Here is a 21,211-nt window from a genome sequence, read left to right on the forward strand (position 1 = left end):
CATGCATCTCGGCGAAGACCTCATCACTCTTGGCATCCTGCTCGTCGTCGCCTATCTGCTCGGTCGGGCCGGGAAGCTGATCGGGCTGCCGTCCATCCCGATCTACATGATCGTCGGGCTGCTGGCGAGCCCGAACACCGGCTGGTTCCCGTTGGACTTCCAGTCGGCGGACATCGAACTGATCGCCATTTTCGGGCTGATCCTGCTCCTGTTCAGCCTGGGCCTCGAATTCGACCAGGAGGCGTTCTTCGGCGACGCCGGCAAACTCCTGATCTCCGGCGGCTCCTACGTCCTGATCAACATGGGCGTCGGCTTCGCGTTCGGCCTGATGGTCGGCTGGGGCAGCCGGGAAGCCCTTGTGATCGCGGGCATGACCGGGACATCCTCGAGTGCCATCATCACCAAGCTGCTGATCGAACTGCGCCGCCTCGCCAACAAGGAAACTCCGATGATCCTCGGCGTGACCGTCGTCGGCGACATCTTCATCGCGGTCTACCTGGCGATCGTCTCCGTCGTGCTCAGCGGCAAGACCGAGGTCTGGCCGATCGTGCTGCAACTGAGCATCGCCTTCCTCTTCCTCGTCGTGATGTTCTCCGTCGCCCGCTGGGGGGCCAAAGTCGTGTCCCGGCTGATGCGCACCAAGGACGACGAACTGTTCACCATCCTCTTCTTCGGGCTCGCCGTTCTCTTCGCCGGGATCGGCGAGATCATCGGTGTGACGGATGCGATCGGGGCCTTCCTGATCGGGGTGGTGCTCGGCGCGAGCACCTATCGCGGCCGGATCGAGCGCGTCGCCGTGCCCCTGCGCGACGTGTTCGGGGCGTTCTTCTTCCTCAACTTCGGACTCGCGCTGAACGTGGCCGATTTCGGGTCCGTGATCACCATCGTCCTCGCGGCCGTGGGCATGACGTTCGTGCTCAGCCTGATCTCTGGCATGCTGATGGCCAGGCTGCACGGCATGGGCCCGCGGGAAGGCCTCAACACCGCGGCCATCTTCGTCAATCGCGGCGAGTTCACGCTGATCCTGGCGACCCTGTCGGTGACCGCGGGTCTCGACCAGCGGCTGCAGCCCTTCGCCGGGCTCTACGTGCTCACCATGGCGATCGTCGGACCGCTCTTCGCGGCGAACTCCGAGAAGATCGGCGCGGCGCTGCGGCGACGCCGGAACGCCGCTCCGGCGCGGACACGCGCCCACGACGTGATGCTGGCCGAGGAAATCGCCCTGGTCGAGGCGGCCACCGCCGCCGGAACCGGAACGGATGCCCAGCGCGCCGCCGACCGGCTCCTCGCCGACCGGCTCCTCGCCGACCAGCGCAAGCGCCCGGCCTCCCACGCCGACACCGACGCCGACACCGACACCGACGCCCACGCGGACGCGCTCGCCGACGGCGGCTCGGAGGCGGACGAGTCGGGGTCCGCGGACCGGGACTCGATGCTCGACTTCATCTCCGGCCGGCTTCCGGCCGAAACCGGCCCGGCCGACAAACCGGCGCGCGACACCGCTTCAGGGGACTACTCATGATCAAGACCATGCTCCGCCCGCGCTGGCTGCTCGCGCTGCTTCTGGCGCTCGCGATCGCCGCGGCCTTCGCCCTGCTCGGCCGGTGGCAGCTGGAACGCGCCATCGCGTCCGGTGAGGTCGTGGAGCGCAGCACCGAGACCGTTCAGCCGCTGCCCGACGCGGTCTCGCCGGACGGGCCGCCGCGCGAGTCCGCGACCGGCCAGCTGGTCGCCGTGGACGGCTCGTTCGTGCCGGGCGACGACGTGCTGATCAGCGAACGCCTCAACGAGGGCGAGCGCGGTTTCTGGGTGGTGAGCCGGTTTGCGACCGTAGCGACGGCATCCGTGCCCGTCTCCACCATCGCCGTGGCCCGCGGCTGGGCCGCCACGGAGGCGGAGGCCCGGGCGGCGATCGCGGAGCTCTCGGCCCAGACGGCCGGGTTGCAGCAGACCGTGACCGGCCGCTTCGTGCCCTCCGAGGCCCCGGCCGTGCCGGACGAGGACGCCGACCCGCGCACCCAGACCACCGTCTCCACCGCCGCGCTGATCAACCAGTGGGCGGACTTCACCGACCAGTCCGTCTACGCCGGCTACATCGTCGACACGGATGCCGCCGCGAACCTCACGGTGATCGACTCGCCGGTGCCGTCGAGCGACGCTGCGGTCAACTGGCTGAACATCTTCTACGCCCTCGAGTGGGCCGTCTTCGCCGGCTTCGCCGTGTTCCTCTGGTACCGCCTGGTGCGCGACGACTGGGAGCGGCGTGAGGAGCAGGCCGCCATCGACGCGGCGGAGGCCGTCTAGAATTGGCCCATGCCACTTGACCCCAAGCCTGCCGACATCCCCAAAATCCCCGGTGCGCTCCGGCTGTACAAGGTCTCCTCGGTCATCACCGGTGTCTTCCTGCTGCTGCTGTGCGTCGAGGTCTTCCTGAAGTTCGTGCTGCAGCTCGAAATCGAGGTCGGCGGCCCGAACGGGATCATCGCCCTCGTCGCCCGGGACTCGGTGACCGCAGTCAACCTGAGCACCGGCATCCTGATCGTGCACGGCTGGCTGTACGTGCTCTACCTGTTCAGCGACTTCCAGCTCTGGAGCCTGATGCGCTGGTCATTCCCCAAATTCCTGCTGATCGCACTCGGAGGCATCATCCCAACCCTGTCCTTCTTCCTCGAGGTGCGCGTTGCGCGCGAGGTCAACGCCTTCCTGGCGACGCACGCCGCCGCGTCCTCCGCCGCTCCGGCCGAGGCCCGCCCGTGAGCGCCGCGGCGAACGCGTCGACCGGTGCCCGTCCCGTTCTGGTGGTCGACTTCGGCGCGCAGTACGCGCAGCTGATCGCGCGCCGGGTGCGCGAGGCATCCGTCTACTCGGAGATCGTGGCCCACTCGATCACCGCGGCCGAGGTCGCGGAGAAGAACCCGCTCGGCATCGTGCTCAGCGGCGGGCCGTCCAGCGTCTACGCCGAGGGTGCCCCGACCTTCGACCCGGCCATTTTCGACCTCGGCATCCCCATTCTGGGCATCTGCTACGGCTTCCAGGTGATGGCGACGACCCTCGGCGGCGAGGTGGCCCACACCGGCCAGAGTGAGTACGGCGCGACCCCGGTCAGAGTCACCGACAGCGGCAACGCGTTGCTGGCCGGCCAGCCGGCCGAGCAGACCGCCTGGATGAGCCACGGCGATTCCGTGTCGAAGGCCCCCGCGGGCTTCACCGTGCTGGCGTCCACCGCGTCCACCCCGGTCGCCGCGTTCGCGAACGACGAGCGCCGGCTCTACGGCGTGCAGTGGCACCCCGAGGTCAAGCACTCCGACTTCGGCCAGCAGGTGCTCGAGAACTTCCTGCACCGCGCCGCCGGCATCCCCGCCGACTGGAACAGCGGCAACGTGATCGCCGAACAGGTGGCCCGGATCCAGGCCCAGGTCGGCACCGGCAAGGTCATCTGCGGCCTCTCCGGCGGCGTCGACTCTGCCGTGGCCGCCGCCCTCGTGCACAAGGCCATCGGTGATCAGCTCGTCTGCGTGTTCGTCGATCACGGCCTGCTGCGTCAGGACGAGCGCCGCCAGGTCGAGGAAGACTACGTCAAGGCCACCGGCGTGCGTCTGGTCACCGTCGACGTGCGCGAACAGTTCCTGACCGCCCTCGAGGGTGTCAGCGACCCGGAGACCAAGCGCAAGATCATCGGCCGCGAGTTCATCCGCACCTTCGAGCAGGCCCAGGCCGAGTTGATCCGGGAAGCGGCCGAAACGGATGGCGACCCGATCCGCTTCCTCGTGCAGGGCACCCTCTACCCGGACGTGGTCGAGTCCGGCGGCGGCAGTGGCACGGCCAACATCAAAAGCCACCACAACGTCGGCGGCCTGCCGGAAGACCTGCAGTTCGAACTGATCGAACCGCTGCGCACCCTGTTCAAGGACGAGGTGCGCGCGATCGGCGCCGAGTTGGGACTGCCGGCGGAGATCGTGCAGCGTCAGCCGTTCCCCGGACCCGGCCTCGGCATCCGCATCGTGGGCTCGATCACCCAGGACCGGCTCGACCTGCTGCGCCACGCGGATGCGATCGTGCGCGCCGAGCTGACGGCCGCGGGCCTCGACCGGGAGATCTGGCAGTGCCCGGTGGTGCTGCTCGCCGACGTGCGCTCCGTGGGCGTGCAGGGCGACGGCCGCACCTACGGGCACCCGATCGTGCTGCGGCCGGTGTCGTCGGAGGACGCGATGACGGCCGACTGGACGCGCCTGCCGTACGACCTGCTGGCGCGGATCTCCAACCGGATCACGAACGAGGTGGACGGGGTGAACCGCGTCGTGCTTGACGTCACGTCCAAGCCGCCGGGCACCATCGAATGGGAGTAGTCGCCCGCGCCTGACTTCTCCCGCGAGTTGCGGACAAAACACCCTCATTCCCAGAATGAGGGTGTTTTGTCCGCAACTCGCGGGGAGACGGGGGTGCACGGGTGCCCGGGGAGTGGGCGTGGCACTCCTCAGTGCAGACGATGGGCGGCGGAGCCCGGAACGACGGAAGGGCCGCTCCTGTGGGGGCGGCCCTTCTGCGTGCGGTTGTGCGGTTATGCGGTGGTGCGGAGCGGTGCTACTCGCGGGCGATGGCGAAGATGCGCAGCATCTCGACGTAGAGCCAGACGACGGTCAGCATGATGCCGAAGGCGCCGGTCCAGCCGTACTTGCGCGGGGCGCGGTTGTTGACGCCGCGCTGGATGAAGTCGAAGTCGAGCACCAGCGAGTACGCGGCCATGATCACGGCGAGGACGCCGATCAGGAGGCCGATCGGGATGCCGAAGATCTCGGCGCTGCGGAGGCCGAACGCGTTGTCGGTCGCACCGAAGACCATCATGCCGAAGTTGACCAGCGAGAACACGCTGTAGCCGATCATGGCGATCAGGAAGACCTTGGTGGCCTTGGCCGACGCACGGATCTTGCCGCTGGCGAACAGTGCCAGGGTGACGCCGACGACGACGAGCGTCGCGAGCACGGCCTGGGTGACGACGCCCGGGTAGATCTGCTCGAAGACGATCGAGATGCCACCGACGAAGAGGCCCTGGGCCGCCGCGTAGGCGAGGATCAGGGGCGGCGACGGCTCCTTCTTGAACGCGTTGACCAGTCCGAGGACCAGGCCCGCGATCGCGCCGACGATGAGCGGCAGCATCGTCACCGGGGTGACGATCCAGCCGATGGCCGCGGTCACCAGCAGCAGGGCGAAGCTGAGCACCGTCTTGCGGATGGTGTCGTCGTAGCTCATCCGGTCGGTGTCCTGAGATCCGGCGGAGGGAGCGTTGAACATGCCCTGCAGGTCGCTGTCGGAGAGCACCTTGCCACCTGCAGTGGCGCCAGGAGCGCCGAACGCGGCGTTTCGGGAGAATGCGGGGTTGGAGGATGCCATGGTTGCCGTAGCTCACAATCAAGTGGGTAGGTAGTGCGGAGCCAACACCGGTAAGTGCTGGACAGTTCCTAGATTCTATTCAGATCTGCTGGGGATCCGCCGAATTTGACGCCCGCGGCTCGCGATGACCGGGGACGGCGCCCCGCCGACCAGCCGGCCAGCCACCAGGCGAGCCAGGCGGCGGCCGCCGTGGTGAGGAAACCGACCAGGTAGCCGACCCAGTTCTGGTCGTAATCGTTCAGGGTGTCCTTGAGCAGAAAACTCATCCCGATCGACGGGATCAGGGCGAGGTAGCTCAACCACGGGCGGTGCCGGACGAGCAGCCAGCAGGCCAGGAACACGGCGAAGACCCCGTTGAAGTCGGCGCCGCCCAGCAAGAGGATGCTCGAGAAGAGGGCCGGAACCAGAACCGTGAGCCGCCGCCACAGCGCCCCGGGCAGAGTCAGCCATCCCAGCACCTGCAGGGGCGGGCCGATGGCCAGGAAGAACAGGCTGTAGGTGCTGGTGAAGTTCGTGGCGAGCACCCCGAGCACGACCAGCGTCAGCCCGGTCACGTAGCGGGCGCGGAAGCGGCCCCACCGGTGCAGGCGGGTCGGGGGAACGGTCCAGGGTGTCATCGCCTCGATTCTGGCAGTTGCACGCGTAGGGTTGGCAAATGCAGCCCATTGTGATCGGTCACCGCGGGGCGAGCGGGTACCGGCCAGAGCACACCCGTTCCGCCTACGAACTGGCCGTTGCCCTCGGGGCGGACGCGGTCGAACCCGACATCGTCGCCACCCGCGACGGTGTGCTGGTGGTGCGCCACGAGAACGAGATCGGGTCGACGACGGATGTCGCGGCGCACCCCGAGTTCGCCGCCCGCCGGGCGACCAAGGTGATCGACGGCATCCGGCTCACCGGCTGGTTCACCGAGGACTTCACGTGGGCCGAACTGCGCACCCTGCGCGCCCGGGAACGGCTGCCCGAGGTGCGCAAGACCAGCGCCACCTTCGACGACCGGTTTCCGCTGCTGCGCCTGCGGGACGTGTTCAAACTGATGGACCGGCTCTCCGGCCGGGTGCGCCGGCCCATCGGCGTCGTCGCCGAGCTCAAGCACGCCACCTACTTCCAGTCGATCGGGCTGCCGCTGGACGAGCTGTTCGCCGCCGAGGTGAACGACGCCGGCTGGAACGCCGGTGACGGCCGCCTCACCATCGAGAGCTTCGAGCGCAGCCTGCTCGACAAGGTCTACGCGCGCGGCATCTACGGCAAGCGCATCTTCCTGCTCGAGGCGCGCGGGAAACCCTACGACGAGGTCGCGCTCCTCGGGCCGAAAGCGCCCCACTACGCCGACTACCTCTCCGACACCGGGCTCTACGGGCTCAGCGGCAAGGTCGACGGGATCAGCGTGCCCAAATCGCTGATCCTGGCCACGGATGCCGACGGTCACGTGTCCGGCGCCTCCGACCTGGTCGACGCCGCCCACGCCGCGGACCTGGAGATCTACTGCTGGACGCTGCGGCCGGAGAACCGGTACCTCGCAAAAACGTTCCGCCGGGGACGGCTGCGAGCCGACTTCGGCAACTGGCAGGCCGAGTTCCGCACCATCCTGGGCACCGGGATCGACGGGGTCTTCGCCGACCACCCCGACCTGGCGGTGCTCGTGCGGGACGAACTGGCCGCGGAGGACTGACCCGGGCGCTGCGCCGGACCGGGGCGGTGCCCCCGGGCCGGGGCTCTGTCAGACGCAGCACCTAGAATTGGGAGCGATATGACGACCCTCTTCGACCCGGATCACCCGCCCGCCCGCCAGGTCCCGTCCGCGGTGCCCATCATCCTGGACGGAGCGGCACCCCAGGGCCACGAGAGCCCGCTGCTCGAAGGGCTCAACCCGCAGCAACGCGAGGCCGTGCTGTACCGCGGCCCGGCGCTGCTGATCATCGCCGGCGCCGGCTCCGGCAAGACCAGCGTGCTCACCCGTCGCATCGCCAGCCTGCTGGAGAGCCGTGAGGCCTGGCCGAGCCAGATCCTCGCCATCACCTTCACCAACAAGGCCGCGGCGGAGATGCGCGAGCGGGTGCGGGCGATCCTCGGCCAGGGGGCCGACGGCATGTGGATCTCAACCTTCCACTCCTCCTGCGTGCGCATCCTGCGCCGCGAAGCCGAAAGCGCGGGCCTTTCCGCCACGTTCAGCATCTACGACTCGGCCGACACCAAGGTCACGCTCAAGCGCATCATCAAGGCCCTCGACGCCGACACGCTCGGCTTCACGCCCGGCAACGCGTCCGCGAAGATCTCCAAGCTCAAGAACGAGCTCGCGGATGCCGACTCGTACGCCCGCAACGCGAACATGAGCGACCCGCAGGAGGTCATGTTCGTCGAGATCTTCCGGCAGTACACCCACCGGCTGCGCGCGGCCAACGCCCTCGACTTCGACGACCTGATCGGCGAGACGGTCTACCTGTTCCGCGCGTTCCCGAAGGTCGCGGCCCTCTATCGGCGCCGGTTCCGCCACATCCTGGTCGACGAATACCAGGACACCAACCACGCGCAGTACTCGCTGGTGCGCGAGCTGACCCGTCCCGTCGAGCCCGACCTGGCCGAGGAGATGGAGGCGACCGGTGTGCACGTGCGCAACCTGCGCGACGAAACCGGCGGCATCCCGGGCGCCTCACTCACCGTGGTCGGCGACTCCGACCAGTCGATCTACGCCTTCCGCGGCGCGGACACCCGCAACATCAGCGAGTTCGAGCGCGACTTCCCGGGCACCAAGGTGATCCTGCTCGAGCAGAACTACCGCTCGACCCAGAACATCCTCTCGGCCGCCAACGCCGTGATCGGCCACAACTTCGACCGCAAAGACAAGAAACTGTGGAGCGCGGGCGGCGACGGCGAGAAGATCGTCGGCTACACCGCGTACTCCGGCCACGACGAGGCCCAGTTCGTCTCCGACGAGATCGAGGTGCTGCACCGGGCCGGCATGGCCTACCGCGACATGGCCGTGTTCTACCGGACCAACGCGCAGACCCGCGCGCTGGAAGAAATTCTGGTGCGCTCCGCGGTGCCCTACCGGGTCGTCGGCGGCACCAAATTCTACGAGCGGGCCGAGATCAAGGATGCGCTGGCGTACCTGATCGCCGTGGCGAACCCGAACGACGAACTGGCCCTGCGCCGCATCCTGAACACCCCCAAGCGCGGGATCGGCCCGGCCACCGAGACGGCGTTGGCGAGCTTCGCGGAGGCGAACCAGATCAGCTTCCGGCAGGCGATGCGCGACTCCGCGTCGCTCGGGCTGGGCCCGAAGGTGACCGGGGCCATCCTGAAGCTCGCGACCCTGCTCGACGAGGCGGCGCTGAAGCTCGACCCGGAGAACCCGGCCGGCACGGCCAACGTGTCCGAGCTGCTCACCTTCCTGCTCGACGGCAGCGGACTGCTCAGCCTGCTGCGAAACAGCCGCGACCCGCAAGACGAGGCGCGCGCCGAGAACATCGAGGAACTCGTCGCCCAGACCAAGGACTTCAACAAGGAGAACCCCGATTCGGGGCTGGTCGACTTCCTCACCCAGGTGTCCCTGGTCGCCGCCGCCGACGACCTCGACGACGCCTCCGGAACGGTGTCGTTGATGACCCTGCACACGGCCAAGGGACTCGAATACGAGGCCGTGTTCCTGACCGGTGTCGAGGAGGGCCTGCTGCCGCACCAGATGTCGGCCAACGAGCCCGGCGGGCCCGCCGAGGAGCGCCGCCTGTTCTACGTGGGCATCACCCGCGCCCGCCAGAGGCTCTACCTCTCCCTGGCCATGACCCGGGCCCAGTTCGGCGACATCAACGTGGCCATGCCCAGCCGCTACCTGCAGGAGATCCCCGTAGACCTGATCGACTGGAAGCAGTCCCCTGGCATGGCGAACTCCCGCGGCGGCACCCAGCCCCGGGCGCTGAACGCCCGGCGTGACGGCTTCGGCGGCGGGTTCGCGGGGCGCGGCGAACCGCAGGCGCTGCCGCCTGCACCGAAGAAGAAGACCGAATGGGCCAGCCGGGTGCCGAGCCAGGTCCGCGACAACGGCGACCTCACCCTTGCGTCGGGCGATCGCATCCGTCACGTCGATTTCGGCGACGGCCGCGTCAACCAGGTCACCGGTGACGGCACCAAGCGCATCGCGCACGTTCAGTTCGACACGGCGGGCGCGAAGAAACTCCTGATCAAGATCGCGCCGATCGAGAAGATCTAGTGGCGGGCCCGGCAAGCCGGCCGGAGACCCTGTTCGAACGCGTGAAATCGCTGCGCACCCTCGACCTCGAGGTGGCGTCCCGGGCCAGCCTCGCCGTCGTCGTGCCGCTCTCGGTGCTGGTTCTGGCCGGCCGGATCGACTGGGCGGCCTACGCGTCGTTCGGGGCGATGACGTCGCTCTACGGCCGGAGCGAGCCGTACCGGCTGCGCGCGCGCACGGTCAGCGTCGCCGCGGCCTGCCTGGTGGTCAGCGTGGCCGCCGGGCTCGCGATGAGTGTGACCGGGGCGGCCCTGCCGGCGCTGGTGCTCGGGCTGATGCTGGTGATCACGGCGGGCATCCTGGTGGCGTCGACGTACGGCCTGTTCCCCGGCACGCCGATCTTCTTCGTCTTCGCCTACCTGGTCTGCGCCCAGGTGCCCGCGCCGGAGGACGAGGTGCTGCCACGCCTGCTGGTCGCCGTGGCCAGTGCCGCGCTGGCCTGGCTGCTGACCATGTCGGGGTGGGCGGCCCGGCGCCTGGCCGGGGACCGCTCAGGCGACCTGTTCAAGGAGCTGCCCCGCACGCCGCTGCTATGCCCGGCCGCCTACCGGGACGCCCAGGTGTGGCTCACCATCCTGCAGAACCTGGTCGGCGTGCTGCTGGCCGGCGGGCTCGCCCTCGCCTGGGGAATCGGGCACCCCTACTGGGCCGTGGTGAGCGTGGTCGCGGTGCTTCCGCCGCCGCGCGCCGCGCACTCCCTCTCCCGGGCCGGGCACCGCATCGTCGGAACGGTGCTCGGGGTGGTGGTGACGGGCCTGGTGTTGCTGCCCGGGCCATCCGTCTGGGCGCTGATCGTTGTGATCGCGGTCGGGCAGTTCGGCGCGGAAATCCTGATCGGCAAGCACTACGGGGCCGCACTGCTGTTCGTCACCCCGCTGGCCCTGACGGTGGCCTACCTGGCCAGCCCCGTCGCCGTGCCGACGCTGCTGGTCGACCGGGTGGTGGAGACGGCGCTCGGCGGCGTGGTCGCGGTGCTGATCGTGCTCGCGGCGCGGGGCGCGGCCCGGCGGCGTTCGCGCCGGCCCGACTGACCGCTTCCGTTCCGCCCGTCGCGCCGGCGCGGAGCGGTGGGCGCTGCGCCCGGTCGCAACCTTGTCGCTTGCCTTGTCGCCGGCGGCCGGGGAGCGTAGCGTTGCCGCCGCGGGGATGCCCAGCGGGGGCGGCTCCCATCGAACTGGAGGTGTCATCATGGCGAGCGACCCGGACGGACTCTGGCCGCGGCGAGCGGATGCCGCGAGTGACGGACTCGACGAAAACCGCGCGATCGATGACATCGAACTGACCCTCGCGGAGGATTCGCCGATCATCGAGGAAGAAGACCCGGAGTGGATGGCCGACGCCGACCAGCGTGCGGTCGAACAGGGCGACGAGGACGACGACCGCGAAGCCGAGGAGCCCGTCGAGCCCGAGCCTCGGGAGTAACCGAAGCGGTTCATCACGGGCGGAGCACCGTGCCCGGCGTTGAACCAATTCGACGGAGATTCTCGCGAAAATCAGCTATTTCGGCGTGTACAGGGCTGCGTTAGGCAAAATCTCCGTCGAATTCGTTCGGGACGGAGGCGCTTGCGAACCCCGGACACGACAGGCGCATGCCGGTGCCGGTGCCGGCGTGGCTACACGAGAGCGCGGGTGCGCGCCTTCCGGCGGCGGAGGAGCACGGCGAGGCCGCGCCAGCCGAGCAGGAACACCCCGAGCACGATGGTCGTGACGACGACGAAGCTGAACTCCGTGCCCTGCCCGCTCACGGTGCGAAGCAGCATCCCGACGCCGACCGCGAAGAGCCAGATGCCGGTGCCCGTCCAAATGATTTTCTGCGGGCTGCGCCAGGCGCGCATGACGAGCCAGCCCACGAGGAGGCCGCCGAGGAACGGCAACCCGGTGACCAGGGTACCGAGGAGACCCTCGCCGTGGCTGGCCCGGCCGATCAGCACGAACAGCAGTACCAGGGCGATGTCGAGCCCCGCCGCGAGGAGGAGGCCGGACCGCGTGCTCTGCTGGATTGCCATGATTCCAGCCTACGTGCCGCCGGCCTGGACGGCGGCCCGGAGGGTCAGACCGCGGTGGTCAGACCGCGGTGCCGATCAGGGAGCCGATCGCCCAGGTGACACCGAGCGCGAGCAGGCCACCGATCAGCACCCGGGCGATCGCGCGGTTCTTCGGGCTGCCGCCGAGGTAGGAGCTCAGCCAGCCGGTGATGACCAGGGCGATCGCGACGGCGAGGAAGGTGGCCGGCAGGCGCCACTCCGGCGGCGGCAGCAGGACCGCCAGCAGCGGCAGGATCGCACCGACGGTGAAGGCGATGGCGGAGGCGTAGGCGGCGTGCCACGGGTTCGACAGCTCGTCGGCACCGATGTGCAGTTCCACCTCGAGGTGCGCGCCGAGGGCGTCGTGCGCGGTCAGTTCGATCGCCACCTGCTTCGCCGTCCGGGCGGTGAGCCCCTTCGCCTGGTACAGGCCGGCCAGTTCGGCGAGCTCCTGCTCGGGCATGTTCTCGAGTTCCCAGGTTTCCTTGGCGATCAGGGCCCGCTCCGTGTCGCGCTGGCTGCTCACCGACACGTACTCGCCCAGGGCCATCGAGATCGCGCCGGCGAGCAGGGCGGCGACGCCCGCGATCAGGATCGCCGAGGCATCCGTGGTCGCCGCCGCGACGCCGACCACCAGGGCCGCCACCGACACGATGCCGTCGTTGGCTCCGAGCACGCCGGCCCGCAGCCAGTTGAGTCGTGAGGCGTGGTCGGCGGAGTGGGGATCGACGCCGTGCTCCGGTTCAGTCATGACTGAATCCAAGCAGGCGGATGCGTGCCGCGCCAGCCGGACTCGCTGGTTTCACGGCGGCGACCGCTCCCGGCGGCATCCGGCGGTTCGTGAGGCCGGCGGGGACCGATAGAGTTTCAAATGGTACGTATGTCTTGATGTCGAGCTATCTGCGGCGCGGGCATCCGTGCCCTTGCCCCTCAAGACCTTGCAGGAACGCTACGACGCGGATTGGAAGAGCAGCGTGGATCTTTACGAATATCAGGCACGAGACCTGTTTGAACAGTATGGAGTCCCGGTTCTTCCGGGCATCATCGCGGACACTCCGGAGGAGGTGCGTGCGGCCGCCGAGAAACTCGGTGGCGTGGTAGTCGTCAAGGCCCAGGTCAAGGTCGGCGGACGCGGCAAGGCCGGCGGCGTGAAGGTGGCGAAGACCCCGGACGACGCCGAAGCCGCCGGGCGCGCCATCCTCGGACTCGACATCAAGGGCCACACCGTCAACCGGGTCATGGTTGCCGGCGGCGCCCGCATCGCTCAGGAGTTCTACTTCTCCGTGCTGCTGGACCGCACCAACCGCTCCTACCTCTCGCTCGCGAGCTACGAGGGCGGCGTGGAAATCGAAGTCCTCGCCGTCGAGAAGCCCGAAGCGCTTGCCTACACGGCCATCGACCCGATGACCGGGATCGACCTGGCCCTGGCCCGTCAGATCGCGGTCGACGCGAAGTTCCCGGCCGACCTGGTCGACAAGGTCGCGCCCGTCTTCGTGCAGCTCTACAACGTGTTCACGAGTGAAGACGCGACCCTGGTCGAGGTCAACCCGCTCGTGCTCACCGAAGAGGGCGACGTCATCGCCCTCGACGGCAAGGTCACGATCGACGAGAACGCCGGCTTCCGTCACCCGAAGCACGCCCTCCTCGAGGACGCCGCAGCGGCCGACCCGCTCGAGGCGAAGGCCAAGCAGAACGACCTCAACTACGTCAAGCTCGACGGCGAAGTGGGCATCATCGGCAACGGCGCCGGACTCGTCATGAGCACCCTGGACGTCGTCGCCTACGCCGGCGAAAACCACGGCGGCGTCAAGCCGGCCAACTTCCTCGACATCGGGGGCGGAGCATCCGCCGAGGTCATGGCCGCCGGCCTCGACGTCATCCTCGGCGACCCGCAGGTCAAGGCCGTGTTCGTCAACGTCTTCGGCGGCATCACCGCCTGCGACGCCGTCGCCAAGGGCATCGTGGGTGCGCTCGCCGAACTCGGCAGCGCCGCCAACAAGCCGCTCGTTGTGCGCCTCGACGGCAACAACGTCGAGGAAGGCCGTCGCATCCTCGCCGAGGCCAACCACCCGCTCGTCACACTGGCCGCCACCATGGACGAGGGCGCCGACAAGGCCGCCGAACTCGCCCACGCCGCGAAGTAAGGGATTTTCGAACATGTCAATCTTCCTCAACAAGGACTCCAAGGTCATCGTGCAGGGCATCACCGGAGGTGAGGGCACCAAGCACACCGCCCTCATGCTCGCGGCCGGCACCCAGGTCGTCGGCGGCGTGAACGCCCGCAAGGCCGGCACCACCGTGCTGCACGGCCACGTGGAACTGCCCGTCTTCGGCACGGTCGCCGAAGCCATCGAAAAGACCGGCGCGGATGTCTCGATCGCCTTCGTGCCGCCGGCCTTCACCAAGGTGGCCGTCATCGAAGCCATCGACGCCGGCATCCCGCTGCTCGTCATCATCACCGAGGGCGTGCCGGTGCAGGACTCGGCCGAGTTCTGGGCCTACAACAAGGCCAAGGGCAACAAGACCCGCATCATCGGGCCGAACTGCCCCGGCATCATCACCCCCGGTGAGGCGCTCGTGGGCATCACGCCGGCGACCATCACCGGCAAGGGCCCGGTCGGCCTCGTCTCCAAGTCGGGCACCCTGACCTACCAGATGATGTACGAACTGCGGGACCTCGGATTCTCCACCGCCATCGGCATCGGCGGCGACCCCATCATCGGCACCACGCACATCGACGCGCTCGAGGCGTTCGAGGCTGACCCCGAGACGCTCGCCATCGTCATGATCGGCGAGATCGGCGGCGACGCCGAGGAGAAAGCGGCCGAGTACATCAAGGCGCACGTGACCAAGCCTGTCATCGGCTACGTCGCCGGCTTCACCGCCCCCGAGGGCAAGACCATGGGCCACGCCGGCGCCATCGTCTCCAACGGGGCCGGAACCGCCCAGGGCAAGAAGGAGGCCCTCGAGGCCGCCGGGGTCAAGGTCGGCAAGACGCCGAGCGAGACCGCCACCCTGCTGCGTGAGGTTCTCGCGGCGCTGTAACCGGCACCGTCGCACCCCCGCACCACCAGTTCCGAACGAAAGGGCCCGCCTCGCCAGGGGGCCCTTTCGCGTTGTCGGCGGTCGGCATCCGTGCCCGTGCCCGTGCTTGTGCCCGGCTGCCCGAACGAAATCGACGGAGATTCTGCCGGAATCGGTCCGACCCGCCGTCCAGACGGCCACAGGGAGCAGAATCGCCGTCGAATTCGTCAGGGCGCGGCGGGGGCAGGGAGACCGGGGCGCGGGAAACGGTAAGCTCCGATCGGATGAAACGCTCAACAACCGCCCTGCTCGCCGCGCTCGACGCGCTCATTGTCGTCGCCATCGGGGTCGGCATCGCGCTCGTTCCGCTCACGGTTCTGTGGGCCACGCAGTTCGGCCTGGCCGTCAACTGGCTCGTGTTCTGGCGCGCCGCGGTCGACGTCTGGCTCGTCGGCAACGGGGTCGACCTGGTCATCCAGCTGGACCCGAGCCTCGTCGCCGCCCTGAACCTGCCCGGCTCGGACGTCCCGTTCCCGATCACGATCGGTCTGCTGGGCTTCGCCCTGATGGCCGTGCTCTTCGGCGTGCGCACCGGCCGTCGGGCGGCGGAAACCCCCTACCGCTGGGTCGGGGTGACGGGCGCCGTTCTCAGCTACGCGCTGCTGACGGCCCTGCTCCTGTTGTCGGCAGGCACGGATGCCGTGCGCCCCGTGGCCGCGCAGGGCCTGCTGCTGCCTCCGCTCATCTTCGCCGCCGGGGTGCTGATCGGCGCCGGTCCGGGCCAGCTGGGCCGCCTGCTCGGCAGCATCCCCGGTCTGCCCGGGCGTTTCCCGGGAGTGTTCCGGGGCGCGGGCAGCACCGCTGACGCCGGCACCGGCGCCGGCAAAACCATCCCCGGCACCGGTTCCGGTACCGGCCCCAGCTCGGCGGTCGACCTGCTCCCGGTCGAAATGCGCGCGGGCGCCGCCGCGGCGCTGCGGAGCGGAACCGCCGCGGCCGCCGGCATCCTCTGCGTCGCCGGGATCACCGTGTTCGTGCTGATCCTGACCCACTACGCCACCATCATCGGACTCTACGAGACCGTGCAGGCCGGCATCCTGGGCGGTCTCTCGCTCACGATCGTGCAGCTGGCCCTGATCCCGAACCTGGTGATCTGGGCAGCGTCCTGGTTCGTCGGCCCCGGCATCGCGGTAGGCGTGGGCACCAGTGTGTCCCCGGTCGGCACCACGCTCGGCACGGTTCCGGGACTGCCGATCCTCGGTGTGCTGCCGCAGGGCAGCCTGGCGTTTGGCTTCGTCGGCCTGCTCGTGCCGCTGCTGGTCGGCTTCCTCGCCGCGGTCATCCTCAGACCGCGTGCCGCCGCGGATGTCCCGCCGCCCTCCCTCACGGAACGGCTCCTCACGGGGCTCGGCACCGGTGTCGTCGCCGGCGTGCTGCTCGGGCTGCTGGCCTGGTGGTCGGGCGGAGCCGTCGGCCCGGGGCGTCTGGCCGTGGTCGGCCCGAACCCGCTGCTGGTCGGGGCGCTCACCGCCGCCCTGGTCGGCTTCGCGGCCTGCCTCGGCCTCCTGGCCCCCGCGCCGCCGGTGCGCCACAACGGCTCCGGGCGCGGCAGCGCGACGGGCACGGCGCCGGGAACGGCCGGACGCGCCGCCCGCAGTGGGTCGACCAGTGCCGGCCGTCTCCTCGGCCGGCTGCGCGACGCGCTCCCTCGCCGGTAGGCTTCTCCCGTGTTGAACTTGGTCGTATTGATCTCCGGTGCGGGATCCAACCTTCGCTCCCTGCTCGAGGCCTGCCGCGACGCCGAATACCCGGCCCGCGTGGTGGCCATCGGCGCCGACCGGGATGCCGACGGGCTCGAACTCGGCGAGGAATACGGCATTTCCACGTTCACGGTGCCGTTCACGTCGCATCCGTCGCGGGAGGCCTGGGGCGATGAGCTCCTGGCCCAGATCCAGCTGTGGGATGCCGACCTCGTCGTGCTCAGCGGCTTCATGCGCCTGCTGCCGCCCCGGGTCGTGGCGGCGCTGACTCCGAATCTGCTCAACACGCATCCGGCGTACCTGCCCGAATTCCCCGGGGCGCACGGCGTGCGTGACGCCCTCGCCGCCGGGGTCGCCGAAACCGGCGCCAGCCTAATCGTGGTCGACACCGGTGTCGACGACGGACCGGTCATCGCACAGGAACGGGTGCCGGTGCTGCCAGGCGACACCCAGGCCTCCCTGCACGAACGCATCAAAATCGTCGAGCGTCGCCTGCTGGTGCAGGCCGTGCTCGATATCGCCAACGGACACGTCGATCTCAAGGAGCATTCCCACATATGAGCGGTCCCACCAACGCCCCGAGCCTGTACCGCCACCGCGACGTCGTGCCCGTACAGCGCGCCCTGATCTCGGTGAGCGACAAGACCGGTCTGGTCGAACTGGCCGCTGCCCTCGCGGCGACCGGCGTCGAAATCGTGTCGACCGGGTCGACCGCCGCCGCCATCCGCGCCGCCGGCCACGACGTGACGGATGTCTCCGCCGTCACCGGCTTCCCCGAATCCCTCGACGGCCGGGTCAAGACTTTGCACCCGGGAGTGCACGCCGGCATCCTCGCCGACCTGCGCCTCGAGGCGCACGAGGCGCAGCTCGACGACCTCGGCATCGCCGCGTTCCAGCTCGTCGTCGTGAACCTGTACCCGTTCGTCGAGACCGCCCTGTCGGGCGCGGCCCCGGCCGACGTGATCGAGCAGATCGACATCGGCGGCCCGGCCCTCGTGCGTGCCGCGGCCAAGAACCACGCCAACGTCGCCATTGTGGTGGATCCCGACGACTACGACGAGGTCGTCGCCGCCATCCAAACCGGCGGCACCCCGTTGACGCTGCGCCAGAAGCTGGCCTCGCTCGCCTTCGAGCACACCGCCGGCTACGACCTCAGCGTCTCCGCCTGGTTCACCGAGAACGTCTACGACCAGTGGCAGGACGACGCCGCGGCCCTCGACGAGGACATCCTGGAGGAGTTCGACGCCGTGATCGGCGACACCCTCTCCGTCGAGATGCCGTTCCCCGAGACCCTCGTGATCGAGGCCACCCGCAGCGCGGTGCTCCGCTACGGTGAGAACTCGCATCAGGCCGCGGCGCTCTACCTGGGCGAGGGCGGCGAGGGCATCGCGCAGGCCGTGCAGCTCCACGGCAAGGAGATGTCCTACAACAACTACGTCGACGCGGATGCCGCCGTGCGCGCCGCCTACGACTTCGCGGAACCGGCCGTGGCCATCATCAAGCACGCCAACCCGTGCGGCATCGCCATCGCCAACCCCAAGGCGCCCGACGCGATCGCCTCCGCGCACCACCGCGCGCACGACTGCGACCCGATCTCCGCGTTCGGCGGCGTCATCGCGGCCAACCGACCGGTCACCCTCGGCATGGCCGAGACCGTCAGCCAGATCTTCACCGAGGTGCTCGTCGCCCCGGGCTTCGAACCGGCCGCGTTCGAACTGCTCAGCGCCAAGAAGAACATCCGCCTGCTCGAGCTGCCGGCCGACTACCACCGTTCCTCGCTCGAACTGCGCCAGATCTCCGGCGGCCTGCTCGTGCAGGAGTCCGACACCTTCGACAACCTCGACTCGTCGACCTGGACCCTCGCGGCCGGCGACGAGGTCGACGCGGCCACCCGGGCGGACCTCGAGTTCGCGTGGAAGGCCTGCCGCTCCGTGAAGTCGAACGCCATCCTGCTGGCGCGCGGCGGGGCATCCGTGGGCGTGGGGATGGGCCAGGTGAACCGGGTCGACTCCTGCCACCTCGCGGTGCTGCGCGCCGGCGACCGGGCGGCCGGCTCGGTTGCCGCCTCGGACGCGTTCTTCCCGTTCGCGGACGGCCTGCAGGTGCTGCTCGACGCCGGCGTCACCGCGGTCGTTCAGCCCGGCGGCTCGGTGCGGGACGCCGAGGTCATCCGGGCGGCCGCGGATGCCGGCGTCACCATGTACTTCACCGGGGAGCGCCACTTCTTCCACTAGGTGTTCACCGGGGGCAGCCCCGGCGCGGCCACGGAGTCTGGCACGATTGAAGGGTCCGCGGCTGCACCAGAACCGTCCCGGCAGGAAGGGGCCTCGTGCCAGATCTTGAGGGATTCATCCAGACCGACTACCTGATCGCGCTCGCGGTCGCCGTCGTGGCCGCCATGGGCATCACGGCGATCACCGCCCTGGTGTTCCGGGTGGCCGGTCGCAAGAAGACCTGGGCCCGGACCCTGGTCGGCTTGGTCAGGGTGCCGTTCCGGCTGACCCTGCTGGTCGGCGCGATCTGGTCGGTCAACACGCTGTTCCTGCAGAGCTCCGCGGAGATCGAGCGTCTCGTCGACTTCATCTTCCGGGCCCTGTTCATCGCCGCGGCCACCTGGCTGGTCTGCGCGCTGCTCTACTTCGTCGAGGAGGTCGCCGCGACCCGCTACCGGGTGGACGTGCGGGACAACCGCGTCGCCCGGCGCGTGCGCACCCAGCTGCGGATGCTGCGCCGCATCGGCGTCGTCGTGATCATCATCTGCGCGATCGGGGCGGTGCTGCTCAGCATCCCCGGCGCGGCGACCCTGGGCGCGAGCCTGTTCGCCTCCGCCGGACTGCTCAGCGTCGTGGCCGGTCTGGCCGCGCAGTCCACGCTCGCGAACGTGTTCGCCGGCATCCAGCTGGCCTTCAACAACGCCCTGAGAGTCGACGACGTCGTGATCGTCGAGACCGAGTGGGGCAAGATCGAGGAGATCACCCTCACCTACGTGGTCGTGCACATCTGGGACGACCGGCGCATGGTGCTGCCCTCGACCTATTTCACGACCAACCCGTTCCAGAACTGGACCCGGCACAACAGCGAGCTGCTCGGCGCGGTCGAATTCGACCTCGACTGGCGGGTCGACCCGGCCGGCATGCGGGCGGAACTGGACCGCATCGTCGCGCAGACCGAGCTCTGGGACGGCCGCGTGGTCGTGCTCCAGGTGACGGATGCCGTGGGCGGCTTCGTGCGCGTGCGCGTGCTGGTCTCCGCCGCCGACGCACCCACCCTGTTCGACCTCCGCTGCCTCGTTCGGGAGAACCTGATCGACTGGCTCAACACCCACAACCCGGAAGCGCTGCCGGTGGGCCGCATGGAACTGCGGCGGGAACCCCCGCGTTCGGCGGTGCCCTCGCGCGCCGCGCAGCCGGCCCACCCCGTCACCGCGCCCGTCGGGCTGTTCTCCGGCGACGAGAACGCCAAGGCGCGGGCAGCCGAGTTCACCGCGACCATCCCCGTGCAGGAGGGACCCGCGGAGGAGCGCTGACGCGCCGCCGGTCACGGCGAGCACTCGCGGTCTCGCGCGGCTATTCTGGTGCAGTCGACGCGCCATGACCCCGTCGACACAGCCAGCCCACAAGGCCGACCAGCGAGGAGAACCACCCCATGACGCTCACGCACCCCACCACCTCGCTGGACGCCCTGATCGGCATCCCGTTCACGCACGAGCGCGTGCTGATCACCACCGGCATCCGGTCGGGCCTTGTGATCACCGTGGCCGTGCACTCCACCCGGCTCGGCCAGGCCCTCGGCGGCGCCCGCCTGTGGCAGTACGAGAACTGGACGGATGCCGTCGCCGACGCCCTGCGCCTGTCCGCGGCCATGACCCTGAAGAACGCGGCCGCCGGGCTGAACCTCGGCGGCGGCAAGTCCGTCATCCACCTGCCGTTCGACACCGAGCTGAGCGAGGCGGAGCGGCGCGACGCGATGCTCGACCTCGGCGACGCGATCGAGAGCCTCAATGGTGCGTACATGACGGCCGAGGATGTCGGCACGAACGCCGAGCTGATGGCCGTCGTGAAGGAACGCACCGACCACGTCTGCGGTCTCCCCGCCGCGAGCGGCGGCGTGGGCGAACCGGCCGACGCGACCGCCGCCGGCGTCTACGCCAGCGTGCTCGCCACCCTCGACGCCCTGTTCGGCAGCCGCGAGGTGTCCGGCCGGCACATCGTCATCTCCGGCCTCGGCCAGGTCGGCGGACGCCTCGCCACCGCGCTCGCCACCGCCGGCGCCCGCCTCACGGTCAGCGACGTCAACCTCGACAAGCAGCAGGTCGCCGCCGGCCTCGGCGCGGCCTGGGTTCCCGTCGACGAGGTGCACCACGTGCCGGCCGACCTGTTCGTTCCCTGCGGGTTGGGCGGGGTGCTGACCGCCCGGGTGATCGGGGAACTCAACGTTCTCGGGGTCGTCGGTGCCGCCAACAACCAGCTCGCCCAGCCGGAGGGAGCCGCCCAGCTGGACGCGCGCGGCATCCTCTGGGCGCCCGACTTCGTCGTGAACGCCGGCGGCGTCATCTACCTGGCCCTGGCCTCGGAGCCGAATGCCGACCTGGCCGTCGTCGCCGAGCGGGTCGACGCGATCGGCGACGTCGTCGCGCAGATTTTCACGGATGCCCGCGAGCAGGGCATCACGACGCTCGCCGCCGCCGAGCGCTTGGCTGCCGCGCGGCTGGACGCCGCCCGGCCCGAGTAGCCGCCCGGTGCGCGTCGCCGGTGCGCGTCGCCGGGGCT

Annotated in this window: 19 protein-coding genes; 15 read left to right on the forward strand and 4 right to left on the reverse strand. The window is 69.6% G+C overall.

Translation table 11 applies throughout. The features are described from left to right. Window position 1 precedes the first annotated feature (1 nt). Genes E3T23_RS05080 through guaA form a run of 4 tightly spaced genes read left to right on the forward strand, consistent with a single transcriptional unit; the run spans window position 2 to window position 4,346 of the window. Window positions 2–1,522, forward strand: a complete 1,521-nt coding sequence (locus E3T23_RS05080) for a cation:proton antiporter (protein WP_134369303.1) — start codon at window positions 2–4, stop codon at window positions 1,520–1,522. Further along, window positions 1,519–2,304 (forward strand): SURF1 family protein, encoded by a 786-nt coding sequence (locus E3T23_RS05085; protein WP_134369304.1) that lies wholly within the window; start codon window positions 1,519–1,521, stop codon window positions 2,302–2,304. Before E3T23_RS05080 ends, E3T23_RS05085 begins: the two co-directional genes overlap by 4 nt. Window positions 2,305–2,313: 9 nt before the next feature. Then, a complete protein-coding gene (locus tag E3T23_RS05090) occupies window positions 2,314–2,757 on the forward strand; it encodes a DUF3817 domain-containing protein (protein WP_134369305.1) in 444 nt (147 codons plus the stop codon). Next, a complete protein-coding gene (gene guaA / locus E3T23_RS05095) occupies window positions 2,754–4,346 on the forward strand; it encodes a glutamine-hydrolyzing GMP synthase (protein ID WP_134369306.1) in 1,593 nt (530 codons plus the stop codon). The genes E3T23_RS05090 and guaA overlap by 4 nt, the downstream gene beginning before the upstream one ends. A gap of 235 nt (window positions 4,347–4,581) precedes the next feature. Here the strand turns inward: guaA and E3T23_RS05100 are convergent, their stop codons facing one another. Both E3T23_RS05100 and E3T23_RS05105 read right to left on the reverse strand, forming a co-directional pair. Then, on the reverse strand, window positions 4,582–5,388 hold the full coding sequence (locus E3T23_RS05100; RefSeq protein ID WP_134369307.1) for a Bax inhibitor-1/YccA family protein: 807 nt from the start codon (window positions 5,386–5,388) through the stop codon (window positions 4,582–4,584). A 68-nt stretch (window positions 5,389–5,456) separates the two neighbouring features. After that, window positions 5,457–6,005, reverse strand: coding sequence for a hypothetical protein (locus E3T23_RS05105; protein WP_134369308.1), 549 nt, complete (start codon window positions 6,003–6,005; stop codon window positions 5,457–5,459). A gap of 38 nt (window positions 6,006–6,043) precedes the next feature. Here E3T23_RS05105 and E3T23_RS05110 point away from each other — a divergent pair, with 38 nt between their 5' ends. From E3T23_RS05110 to E3T23_RS05125, 4 genes are all read left to right on the forward strand, one after another. Beyond that, window positions 6,044–7,060 carry a glycerophosphodiester phosphodiesterase family protein gene (locus E3T23_RS05110; protein ID WP_134369309.1) on the forward strand — a complete coding sequence of 339 codons (1,017 nt, stop codon included), beginning with the start codon at window positions 6,044–6,046 and terminating at the stop codon, window positions 7,058–7,060. A gap of 78 nt (window positions 7,061–7,138) precedes the next feature. Continuing rightward, window positions 7,139–9,595: an ATP-dependent helicase gene (locus tag E3T23_RS05115; protein WP_134369310.1), complete on the forward strand. Its 2,457-nt coding sequence runs from the start codon at window positions 7,139–7,141 to the stop codon at window positions 9,593–9,595. Continuing rightward, a complete protein-coding gene (locus tag E3T23_RS05120) occupies window positions 9,595–10,665 on the forward strand; it encodes an FUSC family protein (RefSeq protein ID WP_241977602.1) in 1,071 nt (356 codons plus the stop codon). The genes E3T23_RS05115 and E3T23_RS05120 overlap by 1 nt, the downstream gene beginning before the upstream one ends. 157 nt (window positions 10,666–10,822) lie before the next feature. Then, window positions 10,823–11,056, forward strand: coding sequence for a hypothetical protein (locus E3T23_RS05125; protein ID WP_134369311.1), 234 nt, complete (start codon window positions 10,823–10,825; stop codon window positions 11,054–11,056). A gap of 191 nt (window positions 11,057–11,247) precedes the next feature. Here E3T23_RS05125 and E3T23_RS05130 read toward each other — a convergent pair whose 3' ends face one another. Both E3T23_RS05130 and E3T23_RS05135 read right to left on the reverse strand, forming a co-directional pair. Then, window positions 11,248–11,640: a DUF3054 domain-containing protein gene (locus tag E3T23_RS05130; RefSeq protein ID WP_134369312.1), complete on the reverse strand. Its 393-nt coding sequence runs from the start codon at window positions 11,638–11,640 to the stop codon at window positions 11,248–11,250. A 58-nt stretch (window positions 11,641–11,698) separates the two neighbouring features. Further along, a complete protein-coding gene (locus tag E3T23_RS05135) occupies window positions 11,699–12,409 on the reverse strand; it encodes a VIT1/CCC1 transporter family protein (RefSeq protein WP_134369313.1) in 711 nt (236 codons plus the stop codon). A 223-nt stretch (window positions 12,410–12,632) separates the two neighbouring features. Between E3T23_RS05135 and sucC the strand changes: the two genes are divergently transcribed. The 7 genes from sucC to E3T23_RS05170 all read left to right on the forward strand — a co-directional run bounded on the left by sucC (window position 12,633) and on the right by E3T23_RS05170 (window position 21,173). Beyond that, entirely contained in the window at window positions 12,633–13,802 is a 1,170-nt protein-coding gene (sucC, locus tag E3T23_RS05140; protein WP_134369314.1) for an ADP-forming succinate--CoA ligase subunit beta, read from the forward strand. Between the two features lie 13 nt (window positions 13,803–13,815). Continuing rightward, window positions 13,816–14,703 carry a succinate--CoA ligase subunit alpha gene (sucD, locus tag E3T23_RS05145; protein ID WP_134369315.1) on the forward strand — a complete coding sequence of 296 codons (888 nt, stop codon included), beginning with the start codon at window positions 13,816–13,818 and terminating at the stop codon, window positions 14,701–14,703. Window positions 14,704–14,966: 263 nt separating this feature from the next. Then, window positions 14,967–16,400, forward strand: coding sequence for a cell division protein PerM (locus tag E3T23_RS05150; protein ID WP_174843840.1), 1,434 nt, complete (start codon window positions 14,967–14,969; stop codon window positions 16,398–16,400). 9 nt (window positions 16,401–16,409) lie between these two features. After that, complete coding sequence (purN, locus tag E3T23_RS05155; RefSeq protein WP_134369316.1) at window positions 16,410–17,003, forward strand: phosphoribosylglycinamide formyltransferase; 594 nt, start codon at window positions 16,410–16,412, stop codon at window positions 17,001–17,003. Continuing rightward, window positions 17,000–18,676, forward strand: a complete 1,677-nt coding sequence (purH, locus tag E3T23_RS05160; RefSeq protein ID WP_134369317.1) for a bifunctional phosphoribosylaminoimidazolecarboxamide formyltransferase/IMP cyclohydrolase — start codon at window positions 17,000–17,002, stop codon at window positions 18,674–18,676. Before purN ends, purH begins: the two co-directional genes overlap by 4 nt. Before the next feature lie 95 nt (window positions 18,677–18,771). Then, on the forward strand, window positions 18,772–19,968 hold the full coding sequence (locus E3T23_RS05165; RefSeq protein ID WP_241977604.1) for a mechanosensitive ion channel family protein: 1,197 nt from the start codon (window positions 18,772–18,774) through the stop codon (window positions 19,966–19,968). A 119-nt stretch (window positions 19,969–20,087) separates the two neighbouring features. After that, window positions 20,088–21,173: a Glu/Leu/Phe/Val dehydrogenase family protein gene (locus tag E3T23_RS05170; RefSeq protein ID WP_134369318.1), complete on the forward strand. Its 1,086-nt coding sequence runs from the start codon at window positions 20,088–20,090 to the stop codon at window positions 21,171–21,173. The last annotated feature ends 38 nt before the right edge of the window (window positions 21,174–21,211 follow it).

It is taken from the genome of Cryobacterium cheniae, from assembly GCF_004403395.1.
In the GTDB taxonomy this organism is placed as follows: Bacteria; Actinomycetota; Actinomycetes; order Actinomycetales; family Microbacteriaceae; genus Cryobacterium; species Cryobacterium cheniae.